This is a genomic window from Skermanella sp. TT6 (genome assembly GCF_016653635.2).
Taxonomy (GTDB): domain Bacteria; phylum Pseudomonadota; class Alphaproteobacteria; order Azospirillales; family Azospirillaceae; genus Skermanella; species Skermanella cutis.
In genome coordinates this window covers 789,186-810,980 of the sequence record NZ_CP067420.1, presented here as the reverse complement: position 1 = coordinate 810,980, position 21,795 = coordinate 789,186, and the positions used below count along the sequence as shown (strand labels likewise).

Below are 21,795 nucleotides of genomic sequence, written 5' to 3'. Positions count from 1 at the left end.
CCTCACTGCGCCGTACGGGTGGGGCCGGGAGCGGAATTGGGAGCCGGCGCCGCCGCGGGCCGCTGCATGCGCTGCAGCTCGGTCAGGGGCAGGTAGGGCACGACGCCATTGGCGCCGCCGTTCTCGCCGTTGCCGTTTCCGTCGATGATCACCTTGTTGGTGCCGCGCAGGACCTGCTCCATTGTCTCCAGGTACATCCGGCGGGCCGTGACTTCGCGGGCGCCCGAATAGGCGTCGTAGACCGACAGGAAGCGCTGGGCGTCACCCTGGGCCAGGCTGACGGTCTGCTCGCGGTACGCGGAGGCCTCCTGGATCAGCCGCTCGGCCTCGCCTCGGGCGCGCGGGATGATGTCGTTTCGGTACGCCTCGGCCTCGTTCCGCAACCGCTCGCGGTCGGCGCGGGCGCGCTGCACGTCGTTGAAGGCGTCGACCACGGGGGCCGGCGGGTCGACTTTCTGCAGCTGGATCTGGGTGATCTCGATGCCCGCCTCGTAGTCGTCGAGCATGGTCTGGAGCAGCTGGCGGGTGCTGTTCTCGATCTCCTGCCGGGCCTCGGTCAGGGCCGGCTGGATGTCGGTGCGCCCGATCACCTCGCGCATGGCGCTCTCCGCGGCCTTCTTCACGGTGGTCTCGGGATCGCGGATCTTGAACAGGTACTGGCCGGCGTCCTTGATCACCCACAGGACGGTGAAGTCGATGTCGATGATGTTCTCGTCACCGGTGAGCATCAGGCTCTCGTCGGCCACGTCGCGATCGCCGCCCGCCCGCCGGCCGTCGCCGACACCGGACCGGAAGCCGATCTCGATGCGGTTGACGCGGGTGACCTTGGGCGTCAGGGCGGTCTCGATCGGGGCCGGGATGTGGTAGCGCAGGCCGGGCTGTTCCGTCCGGACCCATTCGCCGAACCGCATGACGACGCCCTGCTCGTCGGCCTCGACCCGATAGACGCCGCTGAACAGCCAGATCAGCACGACGACCGCGGCCGCGATGGCGATCCCCTTGCCGCTGCCGAACCCACCCGGCATCACCCGGCGGAACCGGTCCTGTCCCTTGCGGAGCAGATCCTCGAGATCGGGCGGTTGGGGACCGCCGCCGCCGGACCCGCCGGGCCTGCCCCACGGGTTGTTTCCGCCCCCGGTGCCGGGCGGCGGACCCCAGGGGCCACCACCGCCCCCTCCCTGATTGCTCCAAGGCATGCCTCTCGGTCCCTTTCTCTCTTATTCTCTCGCGTTTACGTCGGACTCCGGGCTCTTTCCAAGCCGCGGGTCCGGTCTTATAACGGCCGGTAGGCGCGGCGCCGTCCGGGCTGACAGTTATCCGCCAATATTGGGAAAAGATCGGAGTTTTCAACCATGGCGCAGGTTACCGAGACGCAGGTACTAGACGCACTGCGGACCGTGATCGATCCCGACAGGCAGGCGGACATCGTGAGTCTGAACATGATTTCCGGGCTGGTCGTCAAGGATTCCAACATCGGCTTTTCGATAGAAGTGGACCCGAAGCGCGGGCCGCAGCTGGAGCCGCTGCGCCAGGCGGCCGAAAAGGCGGTGCAGGCGATCCCCGGAATCACCTCGGTGACGGCGGTCCTGACCGCCCACCGCGAGGCTCCCGCGGCCCCCTCCAGGCCGGCGGCGGCCCCCGCCGCGGGCGGCAAGGCGCTGGTCCCCGGCGTGCGCGCCATTGTCGCGGTCGCGTCGGGCAAGGGCGGCGTCGGCAAATCCACCACGTCGGTCAACCTCGCCCTCGGGCTGAAGGCGAACGGCCTTCGAGTCGGGTTGCTCGACGCCGACATCTACGGCCCCAGCATGCCGCGCATGATGGCGATCACCGGCAAGCCCAACTCGGCCGACGGCAAGACGCTCCAGCCGATGGAGAACTACGGCATCAAGGTGATGTCCATGGGCTTCCTGGTCGCCGAGGACACGCCGATGATCTGGCGCGGGCCGATGGTGCAGAGCGCGCTGCAGCAGATGCTGCGCGACGTCGCCTGGGGCGAGCTGGACATCCTGGTGGTGGACATGCCCCCCGGCACCGGCGACGCCCAGCTGACCATGGCGCAGCAGGTCCCGCTGGCGGGGGCGGTGATCGTCTCCACCCCGCAGGACATAGCGTTGCTCGACGCCCGCAAGGGGCTGAACATGTTCCGCCGGGTCGACGTGCCGGTGCTCGGCATCGTCGAGAACATGAGCTATTTCTGCTGCCCCAACTGCGGCCACCGCACGGACATCTTCAGCCACGGCGGCGCCCGGCGCGAGGCCGAGGCGCTGGGCATGGACTTCCTGGGCGAGGTCCCGCTGGACATCGCGATCCGCGAGACCAGCGACGACGGCCAGCCGATCGTCATGTCCCGCCCCGACAGCGAGCACGCCAAGGTCTACCGCGAGATCGCGGCCAGGGTCTGGTCCAAGGTCGCGGGGCCGCAGCGGGGCACGCCGAAGATCGTGATCGAGTGAACACGATCCACGGACAACCCCGCCGGAAGGCGGGGTTGTCCGTGGATCGCCCGGCCGGAATCACCCGATCAACAGGCTGTCGTCCGCCAGCTGCTGCCCCCGGACGCGGCTGAACATCGCCAGCAGGTCGGGCACGTCGAGGCCGGCGCGCTCGGTGCCGCCGACGTCCAGCACCACCCTGCCCTCGTGCAGCATGATCGTGCGGTCGCCGTGGTCCAGGGCGTGGCGCATGGAGTGGGTGACCATCAGGGTGGTCAAGCCGTGGCCGGCGACGATCCGGCGGGTCAGGTCGAGCACGAAGTCCGCCGTCGAGGGGTCGAGGGCGGCGGTGTGCTCGTCCAGCAGCAGGATGCGCGATCCCGCCAGCGTCGCCATCAGCAGGCTGACCGCCTGGCGCTGACCGCCGGACAGCAGGCCCATCTGGTCCTTCAGGCGGTTCTCCAGCCCCAGGCCAAGCTCCGCGATGCGGTCTCGGAAGCCCGCGCGCTGGCCCTGCCCGACGGCGGGACCCAGCCCGCGACGCCGGCCGCGGGCGGCGGCGAGGGCCATGTTCTCCTCGATCGAGAGGGTGGCGCAGGTGCCCGCCATGGGGTCCTGGAAGACCCGGGCGACCAGCCCGGCCCGGCGGGGCGTGGGCCAGCGGGTCACGTCGGTGCCGTCGATCGCGACGGTGCCGCGCTCGGCGATGACGTCGCCGGCCAGCGCGCCCAGGACGGTGGATTTGCCCGCCCCGTTGGAGCCGATGACGGTGACGAACTGGCCGCCCGGGATCGTCAGGTCGATGCCGCGCAGCGCGTGCTTCTCCAGCGGCGTGCCCCGGCCGAAGGTGACGTGCAGGTCCCTGACCTCGATCATCCCGCCGCTCCTTGTTTTCCCGCCCGCAGGGGATTGCGCAGGCGCGGCAGGATCAGCGCGCCGGCCACCAGCAGGGCGGTCACCAGGTTCAGGTCGGACGCCTGGAGCCCGATGAAGTCGGCGTTCAGCGCCAGCTGGATCGCGATGCGGTACAGGATCGAGCCGACGACGCAGCCGGCCAGCGCCCACAGGATCACCCGGCTGCGCACCACCGTCTCGCCGACGATGACGGCCGCCAGACCGATCACGATGGTGCCGATGCCGCTGGTCACGTCGGCGAAGCCGTTGGTCTGGGCGAACAGGGCGCCGGCCAGCGCCACCAGCGCGTTGCTCAGCGCCATCCCGGCATAGATGTGCAGGTCGGTCGAGACGCCCTGGGCCCGCGCCATCCGGGCGTTGACGCCGGTGGCCCGCATGGCGAGGCCGAACTCGCTGTTGAGGAACCGGGCGAGCAGCGCCACGACGGCCGCGACCACGACCAGCACGAACAGCGGCCGGAGCACCGCGTCGGACAGGCCGAGCCCGTAGAACGGCGTCAGCACCGTGTCCTGGGTGATGATCGCGACGTTCGGCCGGCCCATGATCCGCAGGTTGACCGAGAAGAGGGCGATCATGGTCAGGATGCTGGCCAGCAGATGCAGGATCCTGAAGCGTACGTTCAGGGTGGCGGTGACGATCCCGGCCAGCGCCCCCGCCGCCATGGCGGTCCCGGTGGCGAGCCACGGGTTCCAGCCCGCCACGATCAGGGTCGCGGCGACGGCGGCTCCCAGCGGGAAGCTGCCGTCCACGGTCAGGTCGGGAAAGTCGAGGACGCGGAACGACAGGAAGACGCCGAGGGCGACCAGGGCGAAGACCAGCCCCAGCTCCGCGGCGCCCATCAGGGCTACGGTGCTCATGCCCGGGTCATCGATTCGAAATCCTCACTGGCCGACGACCTTGCTGGCCCGGGCGAGCACGCCCTCGGGGATGGTGATGCCCATCGCCGCCGCGGCCTTGGGATTGACGTAGAGGTCCGTCCCTTCCGCCGACTTCACGGGGATGTCGCCGGGGTTCTCCCCCTTCAGGACGCGGGCGACGATCTGCCCGGTCTGGCGGCCGACCTGGTAGTAGTTGAAGCCCACGGTCGCGACGGCGCCGCGCTGGACGCTGTCGGTGTCGGCCGTGAAGACCGGCAGCTTGTTCTGCGCGCCCACGATCAGCAGGGCTTCCAGGGCGGAGACGACGGTGTTGTCGGTCGGCATGTAGACGGCGTCGACCCGGCCGACCAGCCCGCGCGCGGCTCCCTGCACGTCGGCCGAGCGGGTGGCCGGCGCCTCGACGATGGAGAACCCGTGGTCCGGCGCCAGCTTCTTCACGAGCTCCAGCAGGGTCACCGAGTTCGGCTCCCCCGGATTGTACGGGAAGCCCAGCCGCTTGGCGTCCGGCATGATCTCGCGGATCAGCGCCAGGTGGTCGGCCACCGGCGACAGGTCCGACAGCCCGGTCACGTTGCGGCCCGGCTTCGAAAGGTCGCGGACGAGCTGGGCGCCGAGCGGATCGGTCACCGCGGTGAACACGACCGGGATGTCCCGCGCCGCCGACACCACGGCCTGGGCCGACGGGGTCGAGATCGGCACGATCACGTCGGGCGCCTGCCCGACGAACTGCCGCGCGATCTGGACCGCCGTGCCGGGGTTGCCCTGGGCGCTCTGGTAATCGAACCGCAGGGTGTCGCCGGGCTTCCAGCCCTGCTCCGCCAACTCGTCGCGCACGCCGTCGCGGACGGCGTCCAGCGCCGGATGCTCGACGATCGCGGTGACCGCGACGCTCTTGCTCTGGACTTGCGCCTGGGCCGGGGCCACGGCCCAGGCGCCGAGGCATGCCAGCGCCAAGGCCGCCCCGGCGATGCGGGTGATCTTCATCTTGCTTCCTCCTGGGGGACCTTCTATCCCCTCAAAGCTCCGGGGAACGGCCGAGTTGCTCCATCAGTTCACGCCATTCCCGCTTGCTCAGGCCGCTGTCCGCCTGGGCGACGGTCTCGCCAGCGAGCATCCGCCGGACGATGGCGAGGCCGGTCGCGGACAGGTTCGCCCCGCCCAGCCGATATTCCCGGAAGGCGTCCGCGGTCAGCGGGACCCATCGCTCCAGGATGTCGATCATGATGTCGGCGTAGGCCCGGATCTCGTACTGGGCATGGCTGTCGGCGCGCAGCCGCAGGAAATGCATCAGGTTGTGCAGATCCACCTTCCAGTACCATTGCGTATAGTAGTTCAGGGACAGGTTCATCCGCGCCAATTCGCGCGCCAGCCCCGACCGCGACGGATCGAGCGGAGCCCCGTCCTCGTCCTGGTTCAGCATCTCGGCATAGCCGCGGTAGGCGCGCTCGCTGTCCTCGCGCAGCAGGTCCATCACGCGGGCCGCCTCGCCGCCCTGAAGCACCTCGCCGCGGCCCTGGCGGTTGACGGTGCTCTGCGCCGACAGGTGCTCGGGCGCCGGGACGTAGAACTCCTTGTCCAGGATCGAGTAGCGCGCGCTGTACTCGTTGACGTTGGCCGTGCGGTGGCGGATCCACTGCCGCGCCACGAAGATCGGCAGCTTGACGTGATACTTGATCTCGCACATCTCGAACGGGGTCGAATGCCAGTGCCGCATCAGGTAGCGGATCAGGCCGGCATCCTCGCTGACTTTCCGGGTGCCGCGGCCGTAGGATACCCGGGCTGCCTGGACCACCGCCGAATCGTCGCCCATGTAGTCGATCACGCGCACGAAACCGTGGTCGAGCACGGGGAATGCCTCGTAGAGGATATCCTCCAGCGCGGCCACGGTGGCGCGCCGGGTCGGCACGGCCTCGCTGCGCAGGTGGGCGATCTCGTCGCGCTGTTCCGGGGTAAGCGGCATGGTTTCTCCGGCGTTCGTTGACGGCCGCACTCTAGCGCCTGGACCCGTCCGAGACCATAGCGAGCGGGTATGCCGCGGACGCCGGGGCGGCTGCCCGAAACATCGCCCCTTTATTCTCCCGATCGCAGAGCCTATATTCGAGTTGCCGGGCAACACCCGGCTATGGCGATAAACGTCATGTGGAATAAGCGTTGCGGACCCGGGGGCGGCACCCGGCGCCTCCACCAGTTCCAACTGTCCGCCGGTACCGGACGGGCAGACCTACGGGGGCGAATCAGGATCGACGCGCGTGGTAAAGACATGATTTTCGCCCGGCATGGTACCGCCGTTATCGGGCTGATTTTACAAGTGCCAACGACAACCGTATGGCTCTCGCTGCCTGACCATGGGTAAGCGCGGTCCGGGGGGCGCCGGGCAACAGAAGCCCCCCACTTCATTTGATGCTGTGTCCGGCAGCGATTTGATTAAGGTTGAGGCGGCGCCCGTAATGGCAACCGAGTATCTGCGATACGACAAGATGGTCGAGAACGCCCTGCGCGGTGTCGTTCGGGAAGCCCTGTGCCAGGCGGCCGAACGCGGTCTGCCGGGCAGCCATCATTTCTACCTGACCTTCCGCACCAATGATCCGGGCGTCCAGATCCCCGATTACCTGCGCGGCCAGTATCCTTCCGAGATGACCATCGTGCTCCAGTACCAGTTCTACGGGCTGGAGGTCGAGGACGACAAATTCGGCGTGACGCTGAGCTTCAACAACGCGCATGAGCGGCTGATCATCCCGTTCGCGGCGATCACCACCTTCGCCGACCCTTCCGTCACCTTCGCGCTCCAGTTCCAGCCGCTGAGCAGCCAGGAGGGCCCGACGAGCATGGAGGAGATCGAGGAGGAAGTGACCGAGGAAGCCGAGCGCCAGGCGGCCAAGGCCGGAGGCGCCAAGCAGGCCGACGACGGCAAGATGGGCCAAGTCGTGGCTTTGGACTCCTTTCGCAAGAAGTAAGGCCGCGCCGTGGCTGGGCGTCGAGGCCCGGACTGCGAAGACATGATCGCGAGGACAAGAAGGGGCACCGCAGCAGCGGTGCCCCTTTCGCGTTTTCATCGCCCGGCACGGCGAAGATCCGTCCTGTTCCCCAAATATCGCGATGCAAGCGCCGGTACTACCCCTTGAGAATTCCGGGAAGTGACTTTCCCTGAAGCGAAGCAGAGGGTACCCATAGACCGGCAGTCCTCGCGAGGACTGCCGAATACTATGAAGATCGTATGAAGCACCCTTTTCCGCCCCCGTGCGGAAATCAAACGCGAAAGCCGCCATGCCGCGCTTCGAGACCCCCAGCCCGCTGACCCGTATCCTGCACCTGGATGCCGCGCTGGCGCGCAGCCCCTGGGCACGGGTGGCGGTCGCCGTCCTCGCCCTGGCGCTGACCCTGGCCATGGCCTACCTGCTGGCCGGCAAGCGCGAGGTGATCGCCGCGGACACCCGCGACTACCTCGCCTTCTCCCCGCTCCGGGTGTTCGGCTACCCGACGTTCCTGGTGATGATGCAGGCGATCGGCGACGTCAGGATCACGTCGGTCGTCGTGCAGACCGCCCTCTACTTCGCGTCCAGCGTCTTCCTGGCGCTGACCGTGCTCCGCGCGTCGCGCTCGCTGGCGCTGACCCTGGTGCTGACGGTCCTGCTCTACGGCAACATCGTCACCACCACCTACAACTTCATCGCCGTCACCGAATCGCTGATCACCTCCTCGGCCATGGTGGCGCTGGGCGCCCTGCTCCGGTTCTACCGGACGCGCAAGCTGTCCTGGTTCGCCGTGATCTGCGCGGTCGCCGTCTTCAACATCGTGATCCGGCCGGCCGGGCAGGTATACCTGCCCTTCCTGGCGGTGGTGGCGGTCTATGCCTGGCTGGCCATGAGGGTCGGCCCGATCCGCATGGCAGCCTCCATCGCGGTCGCCGCGCTGGTCAGCTACGGCTCCATCAACGCCGTCAACCATGCGGTCCACGGCTTCACCGGGACCAACAGCAACCACGGCACCGGCCTGCTGGGCAAGGCCATGCTGCTGGCGCCCAAGCATGCCGGCGACTTCGCCGGGACGCCGCTCCAGGACGAAGTGGCCGAGCTGGCGGCCATCATGGAGCCGGTCGTCACCCGGCTGGACCGCATGGAGGATCCCCGCGCCCGGACGCTGGTGTCGCAGACCTACGTGAACTATCTGCGCTTCGGCGTCCTGTTCCCGACCTACCGGGAACGCCACGGCCATGCCGACGGCTGGGACCGCGAACTCCATGTCCGCGACATCGCCGGCGCGATCGTGGAGAAGGACCCGCTGGGCTACCTGGAACTCTCGTTCCGGGAATTCATGGCGCTGGTGACCCTCGCGCCGATCATGACCGCCTCGGAGGCGGAAGCGGCCCGAGCCGACGTCGAACGTCAGGCCCCGTGGCCCTATGACGGCGACGAGAGCTGGGAATACGAGGCGGGGCCGCGGCTGCTGAAGATGGAGGTCGGCATCGGCACGGAGCAGCGCGGCACCGCGACGGTGATCGCGTTCCGGGCGGTCTATTACGGCTTCTACGTCATCGGCATCGGCGCGGCGCTGGTCATGGCGGCGACCATGGTCCGGCGCCGGCCGGTCGGCTGGGAAATCCAGATGATCGGCTCCTGCGCGATCCTGTATGGCGGGACCATCACCATGACCGCCCTGGGCGATGTCGGCGGCGTCCGGTACCTGGTGCCGATCTGGCCCTGCATCGCCGTGTCGTGGATCTGCGCCGCCGGCTGGCTCAAGGAGATGGCGCTGGCCGGCGGGCGGAACCATGCCGAAGGCTATGCTCCCGCCGGGCCGTCCACCCGCCGCGCCGTGTCGTAGTGCGGCAGGCCATGCAAAAAGGGCGCGGCCATCGAGCCGCGCCCCTTTCGCTGAACCCGGGAAGCCGGGATTCGCCCATCAGGAATTGATGGAGATCGACCCGATCTGGGTGTTGTCGCTGACGTCGCCGCCGAGCGCGCCCGCGGCGGCCGAGCCGGAGAGGGCGTCGCCGCCGGTGGCCGAGGCGCCGGCCGTGTTGAAGCCCAGGCCCCCGGCCGAGGCGATGCCGCTGGCGCTGCCGCCCAGGCCCGTCGAGGACGAACCCGAGTAACCGAGAGCGTCGCCACCGGCCTTGCCGCTCTGCTCGATACCAACATTGGTGCTCATGTGAATCTCCCGACCTATGAAAGGTTTTGTGGATCGCTGGGCTCAGCGGCTTCTCCGCCGGCACTTCCCAAGGAGCAAGCGGCGTGCCAATTGCGGATTACCCCGTCGGGAGCGCGGACAGCCACGGGAATCCCCACGTGGTGTCAGCCGGTAGGCTCCATGACCGGTCCAGTCGCGTGGACGCCGTCAAGGAAAGCTGGACAGTGACGCGTGGCCGCCGCGGGCGGCCGGGAGTCAGGCCGGGACCAGGGTGCGCAGCCGGCCGGCGAGGACCTTCAGGACATCGGCATCGACCGACTCGTCGAACTTGCGGGCGAAGAACGCCGGCGAGGCCAGCAGGTCCGGCAGGTCGTCCATGGTCAGGACCTTGGGATTGCCGGAGTTGCGCACCCACTTGATCATCCGCTTGTTGTCCCGGTCCACCGTGCCGGCGAAGGGGCTCGACATCATCATGGCCTGGTACCAGGACTCGTGCGGATGCTTGACCCGGCGGAACCAGCGCAGGATGTCCTGGGCGACCGGGGCCGCCGCCGCCCACTCGCAGAACTCGCGCGTCAGGATGTGCCAGCCGTCGCCGTACCAGTCGTTCCGGAAGGTCCTGGGCTTGGGATAGGGGATCGGCAGGCGGCGCAGCTTGCCGCCGATCTCGACGCAGACCCACCGGAAGCGCCGCCGGAAATGGGGCTTGGTATCCGCCAGAAGATGCACGCGCATGTGGTTGACGTGCGGCCTGGCCTCCAGTTCGGCCAGCATTTCGTCCCGGGTCTTGAGCGGGAAGTCCTGGCCCGTGATGTTGATCATGTGGGTCCAGCCCTTCCGGCCGAGCAGCGCGTTCATCGCCTCCCACTCGGCCTGGCACAGGCCGAAGCCGCTCCAGTACACCGGCACGGGCTTCACGAAGACGATGTTGGAGCGCCCTTCGGCGACGCGGGCGAACTCCCGGTGGACCTCGGGAGGGGTCTTGGCGTCGACATGGATCGCGAAGTGATCGTCGGGGTGCCACAGCGCATCGATCAGCCGGGCGAACTGCGACGGCTGCTTGTAGGCGGTGACGACATAGGCGAGTGACATCGATTAGCTCCGCTGCCTCAGCCCGGCCTGGGGGCTGAAGACCCGCCCTTCCGGCGCCGAGAGATCCACCAGGCGTTCGAACCCGTCGGTCATCCTGTCGACCGTGAACAGTTGCGCCCGCGCCCGCGCCCGCTCCGCCATCAGCGCCCGCAGCGCGGGGTCGCGCACCAGCGCTTCGAGCGACCTCGTCCAGGCGCCGTCGTCGTCGAGCGGCAGCAGGTCGCCCACAGCGTCCTCCCCCGGTCCGCCCAGCGTCTCGACCTGGGCCGGAATGTCGCTGGAGACGATGGCGAGGCCGGCATGCATGGCCTCCAGGACGGCGTTGCTCTGCCCCTCGAACAGCGTCGGCATGGCGAAGATGTCGGCGGCGCGCAGCAGGTCGGGGATGGCCGCCCGGGCGACCTCGCCCAGGAAGATGACCCGGGACGTCACGCCCAGGTCGGCGGCCAGCCGCTCCAGCTTGCCCCGGTCGCCGCCGTCGCCGGCCAGCACCAGATTCCCCGCCGACAGGGACGGCAGGACGCGGAGCAGCAGGGACTGGTTCTTCTGCTCGGCCAGCCGGCCGATGTTCAGGATCAGCGGCCCGCCGGCCGGCAATCCGAACCTGGCCCGTGCGGCCGCCGGGTCCAGCTCCGAGGACCGCCAGTCGATGCCGTTGTGGACCACCGTCAGGTGCCGCCGGTAGAGCTGCGGGTAGGCTGCGAAACTGTCCACCACGGACTGGGAATTGCCCACGTTGGCGGTGTAGCACCCGAGCGTTCCCGCCAGCCTGTCGAGCCGCTGCATCCAGGCGGTATAGGTCCAGGAGGGATTGCGCTGGGACGCGACGCGGCGGGGCACCCCGGCGAGCCGGGCCACGGCCTGCCCGAACCCGTTGGCCAGGGGCAGGAAGCTGATCACCGCGTCGGGTCGATGCGCCCTGAGCTGCCGGAACAGCCGGGCCATGAGCTGCAGGTACCCGGCGGCGCCCGGCGAGCGCACGGGCAGGAGCACCCGGATGTTGTCCTCGTTCCGGTAAAGCGGCGACTTCTCATAGAGAAACCAGGTCTCCACGTCATGGCCGCGGCTGCGCAGGCTGCGCCCCAGCCGCAGCAGCGCCTCCTGGGCGCCGCCCTGGTCCATATGGGTGATCAGCAGGACCAGCCGCAGCCTCGGCGTCGTCGCGTTCATCGGCCATGCTCCCAGGATCGCGCCCGCCCGGTTCCGAGCGCCAGGTCGAGATAGGTGTCGACCGCCCGGTCGAGGGTGAATTGCCCGACCTTGTAGGCCATCGCGTTCGCCGGGACGGGATCGTCGAGGGTCCGCGCGATCGAATCGGCGAGCGCCTGGTCGTCGTCGAGGGGAACCAGCGCGCCGAGCTTGCCGTCGTCCAGGATCTCGCGGGTGCCGCCCGGACAATCGGTCGCGACGACCGGCGTGCCGCAGGCCATCGCCTCGACCAGGACGGACGGCAGCCCTTCCCAGCGCGAGGACTGCACGAACACGGCCGCCCGCGACATCAGCGCGTAGGGATTGGGCAGGAAGCCCGGCATCGCCAGATCCGCGGCCACGCCGAGCCGTTCGGCGAGCTGCTCCAGGTCGGCACGCAGCTCCCCCTCCCCCAGGATCATCAGGCGGGCGGGCCGCTGGGCGCGCAGCAGGGCGAAGGCGCGGATCAGCGCCGCGAAGTCCTTGACGTCGACCATCCGCCCGGCCGCCAGGACGACGGGCGGCTCGCCCGGCCGGAACCAGGGATGGCCGCACGGCTCGGCCGCCTTGGCGTAGAGGTCCGGCGTCACGATGCCGTTGTGGACCACGTCGATCCGGCTCCCGGCCATGCCCGAGAACCGGGCGAGATCCTCCGCGACCCCGCCCGAGACGGCGACGACGCGGGACGCCGTGGGATAGAGCCAGGGCACCATCCGGTAGGCGAGCCTGACGGTCGAGGATGGGTTGGAGCGGAAATTGCGGGTGATCTGGCTGTGCTCGGTGACGATCATCCGGGTGCGCGTCCGCGCGAACTTGGCCGCGAGCAGCGCCCCGACATTGACATGGACCAGCGCCGAGAGCATGGCCGCCGGTCGTTCGCGCCGGAGATAGCGGGCGAGCGACGCGACGCTGTTGAGGGTGCGCCGGGTATTCAGCACGACCAGCCGCACGCCCGGGGGGATCGCGTCGAGGTAGGCGCCCTCCCGGCGGATCAGCACCAGGTCGACGGGGTGGGAGCGTTCCGCGATGCCGGCGGCGAGGCGCAGCATCACCCTCTCCGCGCCGCCTCCATGAAGATCCTGGAGAAACAGGGAAACCTTGGGCGCCACAGGCGCGGATGCGGTCATGATGCCAGTCGTCATTACGTGAGGTTTGAACTGCCGCGGAAATGGGCGATCGGGGACGGTCGAGTCCCAATGATGAATGGTGGGATGGTGCCCATTATTCATCAAAGCGCCACGGATATTTAGCCCTACCCGGAGTGGGCACCCATTGATGGCACGCCTTCGGCGACCTTTTGCCATGCTAGAGCCATATATAGAAACAAAAATGCTCGTATAATGACCAGCTGCAGTGGAGCCGAAATCCTTGCTGCACCGCAGAACGAACTGGACACACCGAATGGATGGCAAATATAATACATGCAATCGCATTGCGCATTGGTGCTAACCACTTACCCCTATCGGGTAAAGTCCGCTACCATTTTGCGACGTCTTCCCAACGCAATGGAAGACATCCGGCATTTCACTGAACATTGCCTGACAAGGTGATGTTCTTTCCGCAGTGCTGCACGCGCGTGTAAAACTACCGGATATTACCGATGAACAAGCTTTTGACGCCGGACCGCCAAGAGACCGACCGGCATGATTGGACCACTCACGAGGAAGGGCCGTCGCGAAGCGCCCCGACCCTCGGGCTGGGCGACCTGCTCATGGTCCTGTCACGCCGGAAATACCTGCTGCTGGGCACGATCGCGATCGTGACCCTGCTCGGCATCATCAATGTCTATATGATGACGCCGCTCTATACCGCCAACACCTCGGTCATGGTGGATCCGCGCGAACAGCGGGTGGTCGACGTGGAGGCGCTGGTCACCGGCGCCCCCGCCGACCAGTCGACGATCGAAAGCGAAATCCAGGTCATCAGGTCGGACGAGCTCGCGATGCGGGTGATCCGGCAGCTCGGCCTGGACCAACTGGCGGAGTTCAATCCCCGCGTCGCGGCGGAGCAGAACGCCGACAGCTTCAAGCTGCCGAGCCTGCGCGACCTGCCGCCCGTCCAGTGGGTCAAGAGCCTGCTCGTCACCGAGGAACCGGTAGTGCCGGACCCGGCCGCCGAAGAGGCGCGCCTGCAGACCTCGATGCTCACCACGTTCCTCGGCCGCCTCAGCGTCTCGGCGGTCGGACGGTCGCGCGTGCTGACCATCAGCTTCACGTCCGAGAACCCGACGCTGGCCGCCAACGTGGCCAACACGATCGCGTCGCTCTACATCACCCAGCAGCTCGAACAGAAGTTCGACGCCCGCCAGAAGGCCAACGCCTGGCTGGGCGAGCGCCTGACGCGGCTGCGCGAGGAGGTCGAGACGGCCGAGCGCGCCGTCGAGACGGCGCGGGCGGGCCTGGGCGTCGTGCAGGGCCGGGATGCCGGCCTGGTCAACGAGCAGCTGACCCAGCTCAACACCCAGCTCGTGATGGCCCGGGCGGAGAACAACACCACCCAGGCCCAGCTGCGCAGCGTCGAGAGCGCGGTCAGGGCGCGCGGCGTGCGCGCCGTGTTCGACGTGGTCGACTCGACCCTGGTCAGCGGGCTCCGCGCCCAGGAGGCGACCCTGCGCCAGCGCGAGGCGGAGCTGCTGAACAACCTCGGTCCGCGCCATCCGACGATCGTGGACCTGAAGTCGCAGATCTCCGCGATCGCCGGCGAGATCAACAACGAGGCCGAGAACCGGCTGCGGGCGCTTCGGGCCCAGGCGTCCGTGACCCAGCAGCGGGTCACCTCGCTCGAGCAGTCCATGTCCAGGCTGGAACAGGAAGCGGGCCGCCTGAACCAGTCCGACGTCGAGATCCGGGCGCTCCAGCGCGAGGCGGAAGCCAACCGCGCCCTGTTCGAAAACTTCCTGGCCCGCTCCAAGGAGACCCAGTCGGTCGACCTCGAGCAGCCCAACGCCTGGATCGTCTCGACGGCCAGCGCCCCGCTCGGCCCGTCGTTCCCGTCCAAGCCGCTGTTCGTGGCGGTGGCGCTGGTGCTGGCGATCGGCCTGGGGCTGATCCTGGTGTTCCTGGCCGAGCAGCTCGAGCGCGGCCTACAGACCCAGGAGGACGTCGAGCGGCTGCTGCGCATGCCGTCGCTCGGCATGATCCCGCTGGTCCGCCGCGGGCGCCTGACCCGCAAGGCTCCGCAGGACTACGCCCTGGACAAGCCGGCCTCGGCCTATTCCCAGGCGGTCAAGAGCCTGTTCACCTCGCTGATCATCGCCCACCAGCGCAAGGGCAGCGGCAACATCGTCATGCTGACCTCCGCGGTTCCAGGAGAAGGCAAGTCGTCGCTGGCCGCGACCCTGGCCCGGGTCATCGCCATCGCCGGCCGGCGCGTGCTGATCATCGACTGCGACCTGCGCCGCCCCAACATCCACCGGACCCTGGGCCTGCCCAACCAGCTCGGCCTCGCCGATTTCCTCCACGGGGACGCGACGCTGCCCGACGTGATGCGCACGGACACCCGCACCGGGGCCGACGTGATCACGGCGGGATCGCCGACCGACTATCCCGAGGAGACGATCCGCAACCCGCTGTTCGACCAGATGCTGTTCAACCTGCGCCCGCAGTACGACCTGATCCTGCTCGACGCGCCGCCGGTGCTGCCGGTGTCGGACACCCGCATCCTGGCCGAGAAGGCCAGCCAGACGGTGGTCGTCGCCAAGTGGCGCCGGACCCCGCGAAAGCTGGTCCAGCTCGCGATACGGCAGCTCGGCGACGCCGGGGCCAACATCGCGGGCGTGGCGCTCAACCAGGTCGACACGGCCAAGGCGGCGCGCTACGGCTCGGGCGAGGTCGAGTATTACATGGGCCGGCGCGGCAGCTACTTCAAAAACTGAACCGGCCCGTGATCTCTCTCCGGCAAGTATCTTATTCCATCGGGAAAGCGGTATGACTCTGGGCTTCAAGTCGAGCGACATCTTCGGTGTGAAGGTGACGCCGACCACCATGGACGATCTGTTCACCCTGATGCATCGTTCCATCGCCGCGGAGGACAAGGTTGTCATCGCCAGCCTGAACCTCCACGGCATGTACAAGCTGTTCAAGGACGACGTCTTCCGTGCCCTGCACGAGGACGACAAGACCTGCGTCCATATCGACGGCATGCCGATCGTCTGGCTCGGGCGCGCGGCGGGGCTCGACCTCGACGCGAGCCACAGGACCGGCTGGGTCGATTGGTTCCTTCCCCTGATGGAGCGCGCCCAGCGCTCCGGATGGCGGATCTACTATCTGGGCGGCACCTCCCGCGTGCTGGCCGACGGCCTGGCGCGGTTGCGCCGGGACTATCCGGATCTGGCGATCGACGGGCATGACGGCTATTTCGACGCCCGCCGCGGCAGCGCCGGCAATACCGCCGTCGTCGAGCACATCAACGCCTTCCGGCCCCATCTCCTGATCGTGGGCATGGGGATGGGGCGCCAGGAGCACTGGATCTCGGAGAACCGGGCCGACCTCAAGACCAACTGCATCGGCACCTGCGGCGCCTGCATGGAGTATTTCGCCGGCGCCGTCCCGACCGCGCCGCGCTGGCTCGGTCCGCTGGGGCTGGAGTGGCTGTACCGGCTGATCAGCGATCCGAAGCGGTTCTGGCACCGTTACCTGGTCGAGCCCTGGTTCGTCGCCTGGTTCCTGATCACCGGAGCCGGCCGCCGCCGCGCCCCGGCCAGGACGGACCGGTAAGCGGCACCCGGCCCAGGCGGCCACGGACGGAGGCGAAAGGCGCCGGACCCGCGGGTCCGGCGCCTTTCGCGCGTCTTGACATCTCTCGGGAACGGGTTCCGGGACATCGGGACCGACGCCCGATGCCCCGTGGACCGATATGCCCCGTGGACCGATATGCCCTGTGGCCGAAATGCCGTGGGAGGATTTGGAAAGGCGGCGGATCAGGCCCCGTCGGCCTTCACGACGATCCAGACGGTGCGCATCAGGACGTGAAGGTCCAGCCAGATCGAGTAGTTCTCGACATAATAGACGTCCAGCTCGATGCGTCGCTCGAACGTCGTGCGATGGCGCCCGGACACCTGCCACAGGCCCGTGATCCCCGGGCGCACGCGGGACAGGACCTCCTGCTGGCGCGGATACTTGATCAGCTCGTGCGGCATGTAGGGGCGCGGGCCGATCAGGCTCATGTCGCCGACCAGCACGTTCCACAGCTGCGGCAGTTCGTCGAAGCTGAGCCGCCGCAGGATGCGGCCGAACCGGGTCACCCTCGGGTCACGGGTCAGCTTGTGGTACATCTCGTATTCGCGCCGCAGAACCGGATCGGTGGCCAGGAGCTCCTTCAGGCGCTGCTCGGCGTCGGCATGCATCGTCCGGAACTTCAGCGCCGGGAACGAGCGGGAGCCGCCGGCCCAGCGGGCCTGGCGGAACAGCAGCGGCCCCCTCGAGTCGAGCTTGATGCCGACCGCGATCAGCAGGAGCAGCGGCGTCACCAGGATCAGCAGGAGGGCCGAGGTCACGATGTCGAAGCCGCGCTTGATCAGCGGCGTGATGCTGGCGCCCAGCGGGCGCCTCACCTCCAGCGACAGCAGGCCGGACAGGTCACGCACCCGGGTATTGACCGTCTGGACGCCGGTCCATTCGGGCACCACCAGGATCGTCGAGAACGGCAGGTTGCCGATCATCTCGTTCAGCCGCTCCGGCTGTTCGCGCGGAACCGCCAGGATGCCGACCGACGCGTAGCGCACCAGGCGCTCGTCGGTCGTCTTCCCGCCGGGGGCGACGACCGGCAGTCCTTCCACCGTGGTGCCCCACAGGCTCGGATTATCGTCGATGAAGAGGACCGGATTGTAGCCCAGATGCTCGTTCTGGCCGAGCCGGCGGACGATGTCGATGCCGGCCTGGCCGGTGCCGACCACCACGCAGGGACGGCCCCACAAGCGGAGCCGCATGAGCACGCCGCGGCCAATGGCGTCGGCGATCCAGATCAGCACGCCCAGCACCAGCAGCGCCGCGAGCAGGCCGTTGTTGAACCAGGTCGCCTCGTTGAACTGCAGGTCGACGATGGTGATGCCGACGACGGCCCCGATCAGGATCATGAACTGGCGGCGCAGGCGCTCCACCGGCGACATGCCGTAACCCGGATACAGGCCCACCATGGCCTTCAGGATGGGCACGACGAGCAGGGCGCCCGCCAACTCCTGGGCATGCAGGGTCGGATTGAACAGGAAAGTCGTGGGCGCGGGGCTGATGAGGCCGATGCCGATATGGGCGACGAGTACGGCCAGGAAGACGGTCGTCACGTCCACGAAGAATAGAAACAGGGCGGGTTGCAAGGACCGGAACTGGCCCCGGGTCCGCACGGCAGGACCAGATCTGACGGAAATCTGGAAGTCATTGAGCATTCTGAAATTCCCCGCACCGGTAGCCGAGGGTCAGCAAACCGGCTGATTTACGTCGACCCGACGAACATGAGATCGATAACCTCCGCATAGCGTAGTACTATAATGCACCGCAACAATCACATGATCCCAATAAAGGGTAAACACGAAATGACTCCACCCTTGGGACAATAAGGATGTAAGCCCCTTGGCAGGCTTCATTTTTGACTCGAGAGCCTAAAATTTGTCTTTCTGTTTTTTTGTCCCGCAATGCCGTACGCAACGTCGTACCTTTGCGTTGAACTTAAAACTGACTGCATCTCATACTTATCTAAAAACCGGAAGTCAGCCAGTTCCCTTTCCGGATTACGCTCCATTGCGTTGCTCACCTGTTGCAATCAAGCCGCTATCGAAGGTTTGCATTTTAACTGAACATTTCGGAGAGGCCCTGGGTCCGCAGTAACGGGGCGGCACTCCCAATGCGTTGTACGTCGCCTGGGAGTACCCCCGCGGTCGCGACGCCCAGGATGCCGGCGCTGAATGCCCCGGCGATGCGTACGTCAGGGCGATTCAGGATCAGGGTTTGTGGCCGACCGTGTCGGCGACATAGGCGTCCCGCTGGCCGAGCGGCTTCACCGTGCCGGTCGTCGTGTCCTGGGCGGTCTGGTGCTCCATCTCGGCATTCAACTCGGCTCCGAGCAGGACGGCGTAGGCGGAGAGATTGAACCACAGCAGCAGGATGACGACGGCGCCCATCGTGCCGTATGTCTCGTTGTAGTCGGCGAAGTTGGAGACATAGACCGAGAAGGCGACGGACCCCAGGATCCATATCAGCGTCGCGACGGTCGCCCCCCAGCTCACCCAGCGCCATTGCGGCGTCTCGCGGTCGGGGCCGTAGCGGTAGAGCACCGCGAGCGCCGCCATGACGGCGACCGCCAGGATCGGCCAGCGCGCCAGCCGGACCGCCCATTCCACCGTTTCGCCCAGGTTGAGGTACCCTATGACCGCGGGCAGGCCCACCACGACCGCCAGCGTGACGATCATGAACAGGATCATCGCGACGGTAAGCGACAGCGCGATGGCGTTGAGCTTGATGAAGCTGCGGCCCTCGGTCTCGTCATAGGCGATGTTGAGGGCGGTTATGACCGCGTTGACGCCGCGCGACGCGCTCCACAGGGTCAGCGCGATGCTCACCAGGACGCTCAGGCCGAGCTGGCCGCCGGACGCAGCGGCGACCGCGCTCAACTGGTCCACGATGATCGAGCGGGCCTGCTCCGGGATCACGCCGGAGACGGCCTCGAAGTTCCGCTGCACGTCGGCCGGGTCCGCAACCAAGCCGTATATGGAAACGGTCGCGGCGAGGATGGGGAAGATCGCCAGCATCAGATAGAACGCGACCCCGGCCGCGATCATCGAGATGTTGTCCTTGTCGGTCTCCTCCTTGACCCGCCACAGCACGTCGCGCCAGCCGGTGCGGGGCAGTTCCCCGGGGCTCCTGGCGGTCCGGCCGCGGCCGTCCTCGCGTGCCCGCGCCTGGTCCTCCCCGGCGCCGCGGTTGCGCCCCTGGCTGGGGCCGACATAGCGGTCGGCCATGGCCTCCCGGTGGGCGGTCTTGCTCAATCCCAACATGCTCTGCCCCCGGTCAGGTCGTCGCGCCCTTGAGCGCGCTCATGCGGTTGTGGATCTGCTGGATGGCGTGGAAATGGGCGCCGACGAGCACGCGGGTCTCCTCCGGCAGGTCGGCGTGGAGCGCCATGCGGAAGGCTTCGAGCGCGGAGTCCTCCCCGTTCTCGATGCCGGCGATGATCGCCGAGGTCTCGCCCGTGACCAGGGCCCGGCGCAGTTCGCTCCAGGCCGGATGAAGCCGGCCCGGCGGCGTCGTGCCCGCCTGCGGCATGGCGCCGTGGCGGCGAACCTCCTCCTCCAGGGCGGCGGCGGCCCGGTCGTGCTGCTGCGCGATCTCGCGCACCATGGCCTGGACCTTCGGGTCGGCGATCTTCGTCTCGGCCTGCCGGAGACCGTCGACGCCCTGGAGCGTGACCGCGATCAGCGGCGACAGCACGTCGGAGATGTCGGCCGGGCTCAGCCGGCTGATCCTGCGGCCGGCCGCCTCGTCCATCTGCTGCTGCTGCTGCGACCGCCCCATGGCGACGGCGAGCCACAGGGCGCCGATGCCGATCATGACGACCGGGATCGGGTTGTTGCGGATCGCGTCACCCAGGCGGCTCGGATTGCCGCGCATCACGTCCTTCACCAGATCCACCGCCCCGGAGGTCAGCTGGCCCGGCGACAGCCGGAACTCCAGCTCGTCCAGGGTCTGGTCCATGCGCGCCCGGATGCCAGCGATGTCGCGCTCGATGTCCTCGGGGCTGCGATTGGCCGCGCCCTGGTCGGCCCCGGATTCCGCCTCGGGTCTCCCGGGCGCTCTCGGATCGTGGTTGTCGTCGTTGCGGTTCATCCTGTCGAACTCCATGCCCCGTTTGCGGCAGATCAACACGAGCGAAGGGTCAGTGTTCCGGAAGCGGGGCCGCCGGAGCGGCCGGAGCGTTTGTCCCGCGCGGCCGGTTGGTTTATGGAATGCCGAATCTTCAGCGACATGGACGATCCGAGGCAGCGATGACTTTCGATGTGGAGCGGGCGCGGGCCGAGACGCCCGGAACCCGTCACGTGACCCATTTCAACAATGCCGGGGCTGCCCTGCCGCCGCAGCCGGTGATCGACGCGGTCACCGCCCATCTGGACCTGGAAGCCCGCATCGGCGGCTACGAGGCGGAGGCGAAGGCCCGCGACGGCATCGAGCGCGTCTACGACTCGGTCGCCGCCCTGCTCGGCTGCGGCCGGGAAGAGGTGGCGCTGGTGGAGAACGCCACGGTGGGGTGGGACATGGCCTTCTATTCGCTGCGGTTCGATCCCGGCGACAGGATCCTGACGGCGATGGCGGAGTATTCCAGCAACTTCATCCCCTATCTCCAGGTCGCCCGGAAGACCGGCGCGGTCATCGAGGTGATCCCCAACGACGCCCACGGGCAGCTCGACGTGGCGGCCCTGGCGGCCAGCGTGGACGACCGGGCGCGCGGGCCGGCGAAGCTGATCTCGATCACCCACATCCCGACCAACGGCGGCCTGGTCAATCCCGCCGCGGCGGTCGGGCGGATCGCCCGCGCCAGCGGGATCCCCTATCTGCTCGATGCCTGCCAGACGGCGGGACAGATGCCGATCGACGTGGACGAAATCGGCTGCGACATGCTCTCGGCGACCGGGCGCAAGTTCCTGCGCGGACCGCGCGGCACCGGCTTCCTCTATGTGCGCAAGGGACTGCTGGAGCGCCTGGAGCCGCCGATGATCGACAACCACGCGGCCACCTGGGTCGCGCCCGACCGCTACGAGCTCCGCCCCGACGCCCGGCGGTTCGAGAATTGGGAAAGCAACGTCGCCGCCAGGATGGGCCTGGGCGCCGCCGTCGATTATGCGCTGGACTGGGGCCTGGATGCCATCTGGGAGCGGATCGGGAGCCTTGCCGACCTGCTGCGCGACCGGCTGTCAGCGCTGCCCGGCCATGAGGTGCGCGACCTGGGCGAGACCCGGTGCGGCATCGTCACCTTCACCGCCCCGCGCCCCGCCGCCGAGATCAAGCGCGGCCTGGCGACCCGCGGCATCAACGTGTCGGTGACCGCCGCCCCCTCGACCCGGCTCGACATGGAGGCGCGCGGCCTAGACGAGATGGTCCGCGCCTCGGTCCATTATTACAACACGGAGGAGGAGATCGACCGGCTGGTCGCGGCGCTGCGCTGACGCGGCGTCCGGGGAA

18 protein-coding genes and 1 other RNA gene are annotated in these 21,795 nt (G+C 68.1%); 7 read left to right on the top strand and 12 right to left on the bottom strand.

What is annotated here, in order from left to right:
• Nucleotides 1-2 precede the first annotated feature (2 nt).
• Entirely contained in the window at nt 3-1,196 is a 1,194-nt protein-coding gene (hflK, locus tag IGS68_RS03775; RefSeq protein WP_201077427.1) for an FtsH protease activity modulator HflK, read from the bottom strand.
• Nucleotides 1,197-1,352: 156 nt separating this feature from the next.
• On the opposite strand from hflK, the gene apbC reads away from it, so the two are divergent.
• A complete protein-coding gene (apbC, locus tag IGS68_RS03770; protein WP_201077426.1) occupies nt 1,353-2,453 on the top strand; it encodes an iron-sulfur cluster carrier protein ApbC in 1,101 nt (366 codons plus the stop codon).
• Between the two features lie 60 nt (nt 2,454-2,513).
• On the opposite strand, the gene IGS68_RS03765 is transcribed toward apbC, so the two are convergent.
• Genes IGS68_RS03765 through thyX form a run of 4 tightly spaced genes read right to left on the bottom strand, consistent with a single transcriptional unit; the run spans nt 2,514 to nt 6,185 of the window.
• Nucleotides 2,514-3,308, bottom strand: coding sequence for an ABC transporter ATP-binding protein (locus tag IGS68_RS03765; protein ID WP_201077424.1), 795 nt, complete (start codon nt 3,306-3,308; stop codon nt 2,514-2,516).
• Entirely contained in the window at nt 3,305-4,204 is a 900-nt protein-coding gene (locus IGS68_RS03760) for an ABC transporter permease (RefSeq protein ID WP_201077422.1), read from the bottom strand. Before IGS68_RS03760 ends, IGS68_RS03765 begins: the two co-directional genes overlap by 4 nt.
• A 24-nt stretch (nt 4,205-4,228) precedes the next feature.
• Nucleotides 4,229-5,209: an ABC transporter substrate-binding protein gene (locus IGS68_RS03755; protein WP_201077420.1), complete on the bottom strand. Its 981-nt coding sequence runs from the start codon at nt 5,207-5,209 to the stop codon at nt 4,229-4,231.
• A gap of 31 nt (nt 5,210-5,240) precedes the next feature.
• Nucleotides 5,241-6,185: an FAD-dependent thymidylate synthase gene (gene thyX, locus IGS68_RS03750; protein WP_201077419.1), complete on the bottom strand. Its 945-nt coding sequence runs from the start codon at nt 6,183-6,185 to the stop codon at nt 5,241-5,243.
• Nucleotides 6,186-6,290: 105 nt separating this feature from the next.
• Here thyX and ssrA point away from each other — a divergent pair.
• From ssrA to IGS68_RS03735, 3 genes are all read left to right on the top strand, one after another.
• Nucleotides 6,291-6,618: a transfer-messenger RNA gene (ssrA, locus tag IGS68_RS03745) on the top strand.
• A gap of 54 nt (nt 6,619-6,672) precedes the next feature.
• On the top strand, nt 6,673-7,179 hold the full coding sequence (locus IGS68_RS03740) for an SspB family protein (protein ID WP_201077418.1): 507 nt from the start codon (nt 6,673-6,675) through the stop codon (nt 7,177-7,179).
• A 310-nt stretch (nt 7,180-7,489) separates the two neighbouring features.
• Complete coding sequence (locus IGS68_RS03735) at nt 7,490-9,046, top strand: hypothetical protein (RefSeq protein WP_201077417.1); 1,557 nt, start codon at nt 7,490-7,492, stop codon at nt 9,044-9,046.
• A gap of 78 nt (nt 9,047-9,124) precedes the next feature.
• On the opposite strand, the gene IGS68_RS03730 is transcribed toward IGS68_RS03735, so the two are convergent.
• The 4 genes from IGS68_RS03730 to IGS68_RS03715 all read right to left on the bottom strand — a co-directional run bounded on the left by IGS68_RS03730 (nt 9,125) and on the right by IGS68_RS03715 (nt 12,759).
• Nucleotides 9,125-9,373 (bottom strand): hypothetical protein, encoded by a 249-nt coding sequence (locus IGS68_RS03730; RefSeq protein WP_201077416.1) that lies wholly within the window; start codon nt 9,371-9,373, stop codon nt 9,125-9,127.
• 234 nt (nt 9,374-9,607) lie between these two features.
• Nucleotides 9,608-10,444 carry a beta-1,6-N-acetylglucosaminyltransferase gene (locus tag IGS68_RS03725; protein WP_201077415.1) on the bottom strand — a complete coding sequence of 279 codons (837 nt, stop codon included), beginning with the start codon at nt 10,442-10,444 and terminating at the stop codon, nt 9,608-9,610.
• A gap of 3 nt (nt 10,445-10,447) precedes the next feature.
• A complete protein-coding gene (locus tag IGS68_RS03720; RefSeq protein ID WP_201077414.1) occupies nt 10,448-11,614 on the bottom strand; it encodes a glycosyltransferase family 4 protein in 1,167 nt (388 codons plus the stop codon).
• A complete protein-coding gene (locus IGS68_RS03715; protein WP_201077412.1) occupies nt 11,611-12,759 on the bottom strand; it encodes a glycosyltransferase in 1,149 nt (382 codons plus the stop codon). The genes IGS68_RS03720 and IGS68_RS03715 overlap by 4 nt, the downstream gene beginning before the upstream one ends.
• Nucleotides 12,760-13,232: 473 nt before the next feature.
• On the opposite strand from IGS68_RS03715, the gene IGS68_RS03710 reads away from it, so the two are divergent.
• Nucleotides 13,233-15,506 carry a GumC family protein gene (locus tag IGS68_RS03710; protein WP_201077410.1) on the top strand — a complete coding sequence of 758 codons (2,274 nt, stop codon included), beginning with the start codon at nt 13,233-13,235 and terminating at the stop codon, nt 15,504-15,506.
• Nucleotides 15,507-15,558: 52 nt separating this feature from the next.
• Complete coding sequence (locus IGS68_RS03705) at nt 15,559-16,347, top strand: WecB/TagA/CpsF family glycosyltransferase (RefSeq protein ID WP_201077409.1); 789 nt, start codon at nt 15,559-15,561, stop codon at nt 16,345-16,347.
• Between the two features lie 203 nt (nt 16,348-16,550).
• Here IGS68_RS03705 and wbaP read toward each other — a convergent pair whose 3' ends face one another.
• The 3 genes from wbaP to IGS68_RS03690 form a co-directional block, all read right to left on the bottom strand.
• On the bottom strand, nt 16,551-18,011 hold the full coding sequence (gene wbaP, locus IGS68_RS03700) for an undecaprenyl-phosphate galactose phosphotransferase WbaP (protein ID WP_201077408.1): 1,461 nt from the start codon (nt 18,009-18,011) through the stop codon (nt 16,551-16,553).
• 552 nt (nt 18,012-18,563) lie between these two features.
• A complete protein-coding gene (locus IGS68_RS03695) occupies nt 18,564-19,616 on the bottom strand; it encodes a YihY/virulence factor BrkB family protein (protein WP_371821880.1) in 1,053 nt (350 codons plus the stop codon).
• 13 nt (nt 19,617-19,629) lie between these two features.
• Nucleotides 19,630-20,460, bottom strand: coding sequence for a PA2169 family four-helix-bundle protein (locus tag IGS68_RS03690; RefSeq protein ID WP_206379348.1), 831 nt, complete (start codon nt 20,458-20,460; stop codon nt 19,630-19,632).
• A gap of 143 nt (nt 20,461-20,603) precedes the next feature.
• Here IGS68_RS03690 and IGS68_RS03685 point away from each other — a divergent pair, with 143 nt between their 5' ends.
• Entirely contained in the window at nt 20,604-21,779 is a 1,176-nt protein-coding gene (locus IGS68_RS03685) for an aminotransferase class V-fold PLP-dependent enzyme (protein WP_201077406.1), read from the top strand.
• Nucleotides 21,780-21,795: the final 16 nt, after the last annotated feature.

Bases quoted from the DNA above. Each gene is read 5' to 3' on its own strand.
- IGS68_RS03695 (WP_371821880.1), bottom strand. From the start codon at position 19,616: ATGTTGGGATTGAGCAAGACCGCCCACCGGGAGGCCATGGCCGACCGC.
- IGS68_RS03705 (WP_201077409.1), top strand. From the start codon at position 15,559: ATGACTCTGGGCTTCAAGTCGAGCGACATCTTCGGTGTGAAGGTGACG.
- IGS68_RS03690 (WP_206379348.1), bottom strand. From the start codon at position 20,460: ATGGAGTTCGACAGGATGAACCGCAACGACGACAACCACGATCCGAGA.
- thyX (WP_201077419.1), bottom strand. From the start codon at position 6,185: ATGCCGCTTACCCCGGAACAGCGCGACGAGATCGCCCACCTGCGCAGC.
- IGS68_RS03720 (WP_201077414.1), bottom strand. From the start codon at position 11,614: ATGAACGCGACGACGCCGAGGCTGCGGCTGGTCCTGCTGATCACCCAT.
- IGS68_RS03730 (WP_201077416.1), bottom strand. From the start codon at position 9,373: ATGAGCACCAATGTTGGTATCGAGCAGAGCGGCAAGGCCGGTGGCGAC.
- IGS68_RS03760 (WP_201077422.1), bottom strand. From the start codon at position 4,204: ATGAGCACCGTAGCCCTGATGGGCGCCGCGGAGCTGGGGCTGGTCTTC.
- hflK (WP_201077427.1), bottom strand. From the start codon at position 1,196: ATGCCTTGGAGCAATCAGGGAGGGGGCGGTGGTGGCCCCTGGGGTCCG.
- apbC (WP_201077426.1), top strand. From the start codon at position 1,353: ATGGCGCAGGTTACCGAGACGCAGGTACTAGACGCACTGCGGACCGTG.
- IGS68_RS03710 (WP_201077410.1), top strand. From the start codon at position 13,233: ATGAACAAGCTTTTGACGCCGGACCGCCAAGAGACCGACCGGCATGAT.
- IGS68_RS03755 (WP_201077420.1), bottom strand. From the start codon at position 5,209: ATGAAGATCACCCGCATCGCCGGGGCGGCCTTGGCGCTGGCATGCCTC.
- IGS68_RS03740 (WP_201077418.1), top strand. From the start codon at position 6,673: ATGGCAACCGAGTATCTGCGATACGACAAGATGGTCGAGAACGCCCTG.
- IGS68_RS03765 (WP_201077424.1), bottom strand. From the start codon at position 3,308: ATGATCGAGGTCAGGGACCTGCACGTCACCTTCGGCCGGGGCACGCCG.
- IGS68_RS03725 (WP_201077415.1), bottom strand. From the start codon at position 10,444: ATGTCACTCGCCTATGTCGTCACCGCCTACAAGCAGCCGTCGCAGTTC.
- IGS68_RS03685 (WP_201077406.1), top strand. From the start codon at position 20,604: ATGACTTTCGATGTGGAGCGGGCGCGGGCCGAGACGCCCGGAACCCGT.
- wbaP (WP_201077408.1), bottom strand. From the start codon at position 18,011: ATGCTCAATGACTTCCAGATTTCCGTCAGATCTGGTCCTGCCGTGCGG.
- IGS68_RS03715 (WP_201077412.1), bottom strand. From the start codon at position 12,759: ATGACCGCATCCGCGCCTGTGGCGCCCAAGGTTTCCCTGTTTCTCCAG.
- IGS68_RS03735 (WP_201077417.1), top strand. From the start codon at position 7,490: ATGCCGCGCTTCGAGACCCCCAGCCCGCTGACCCGTATCCTGCACCTG.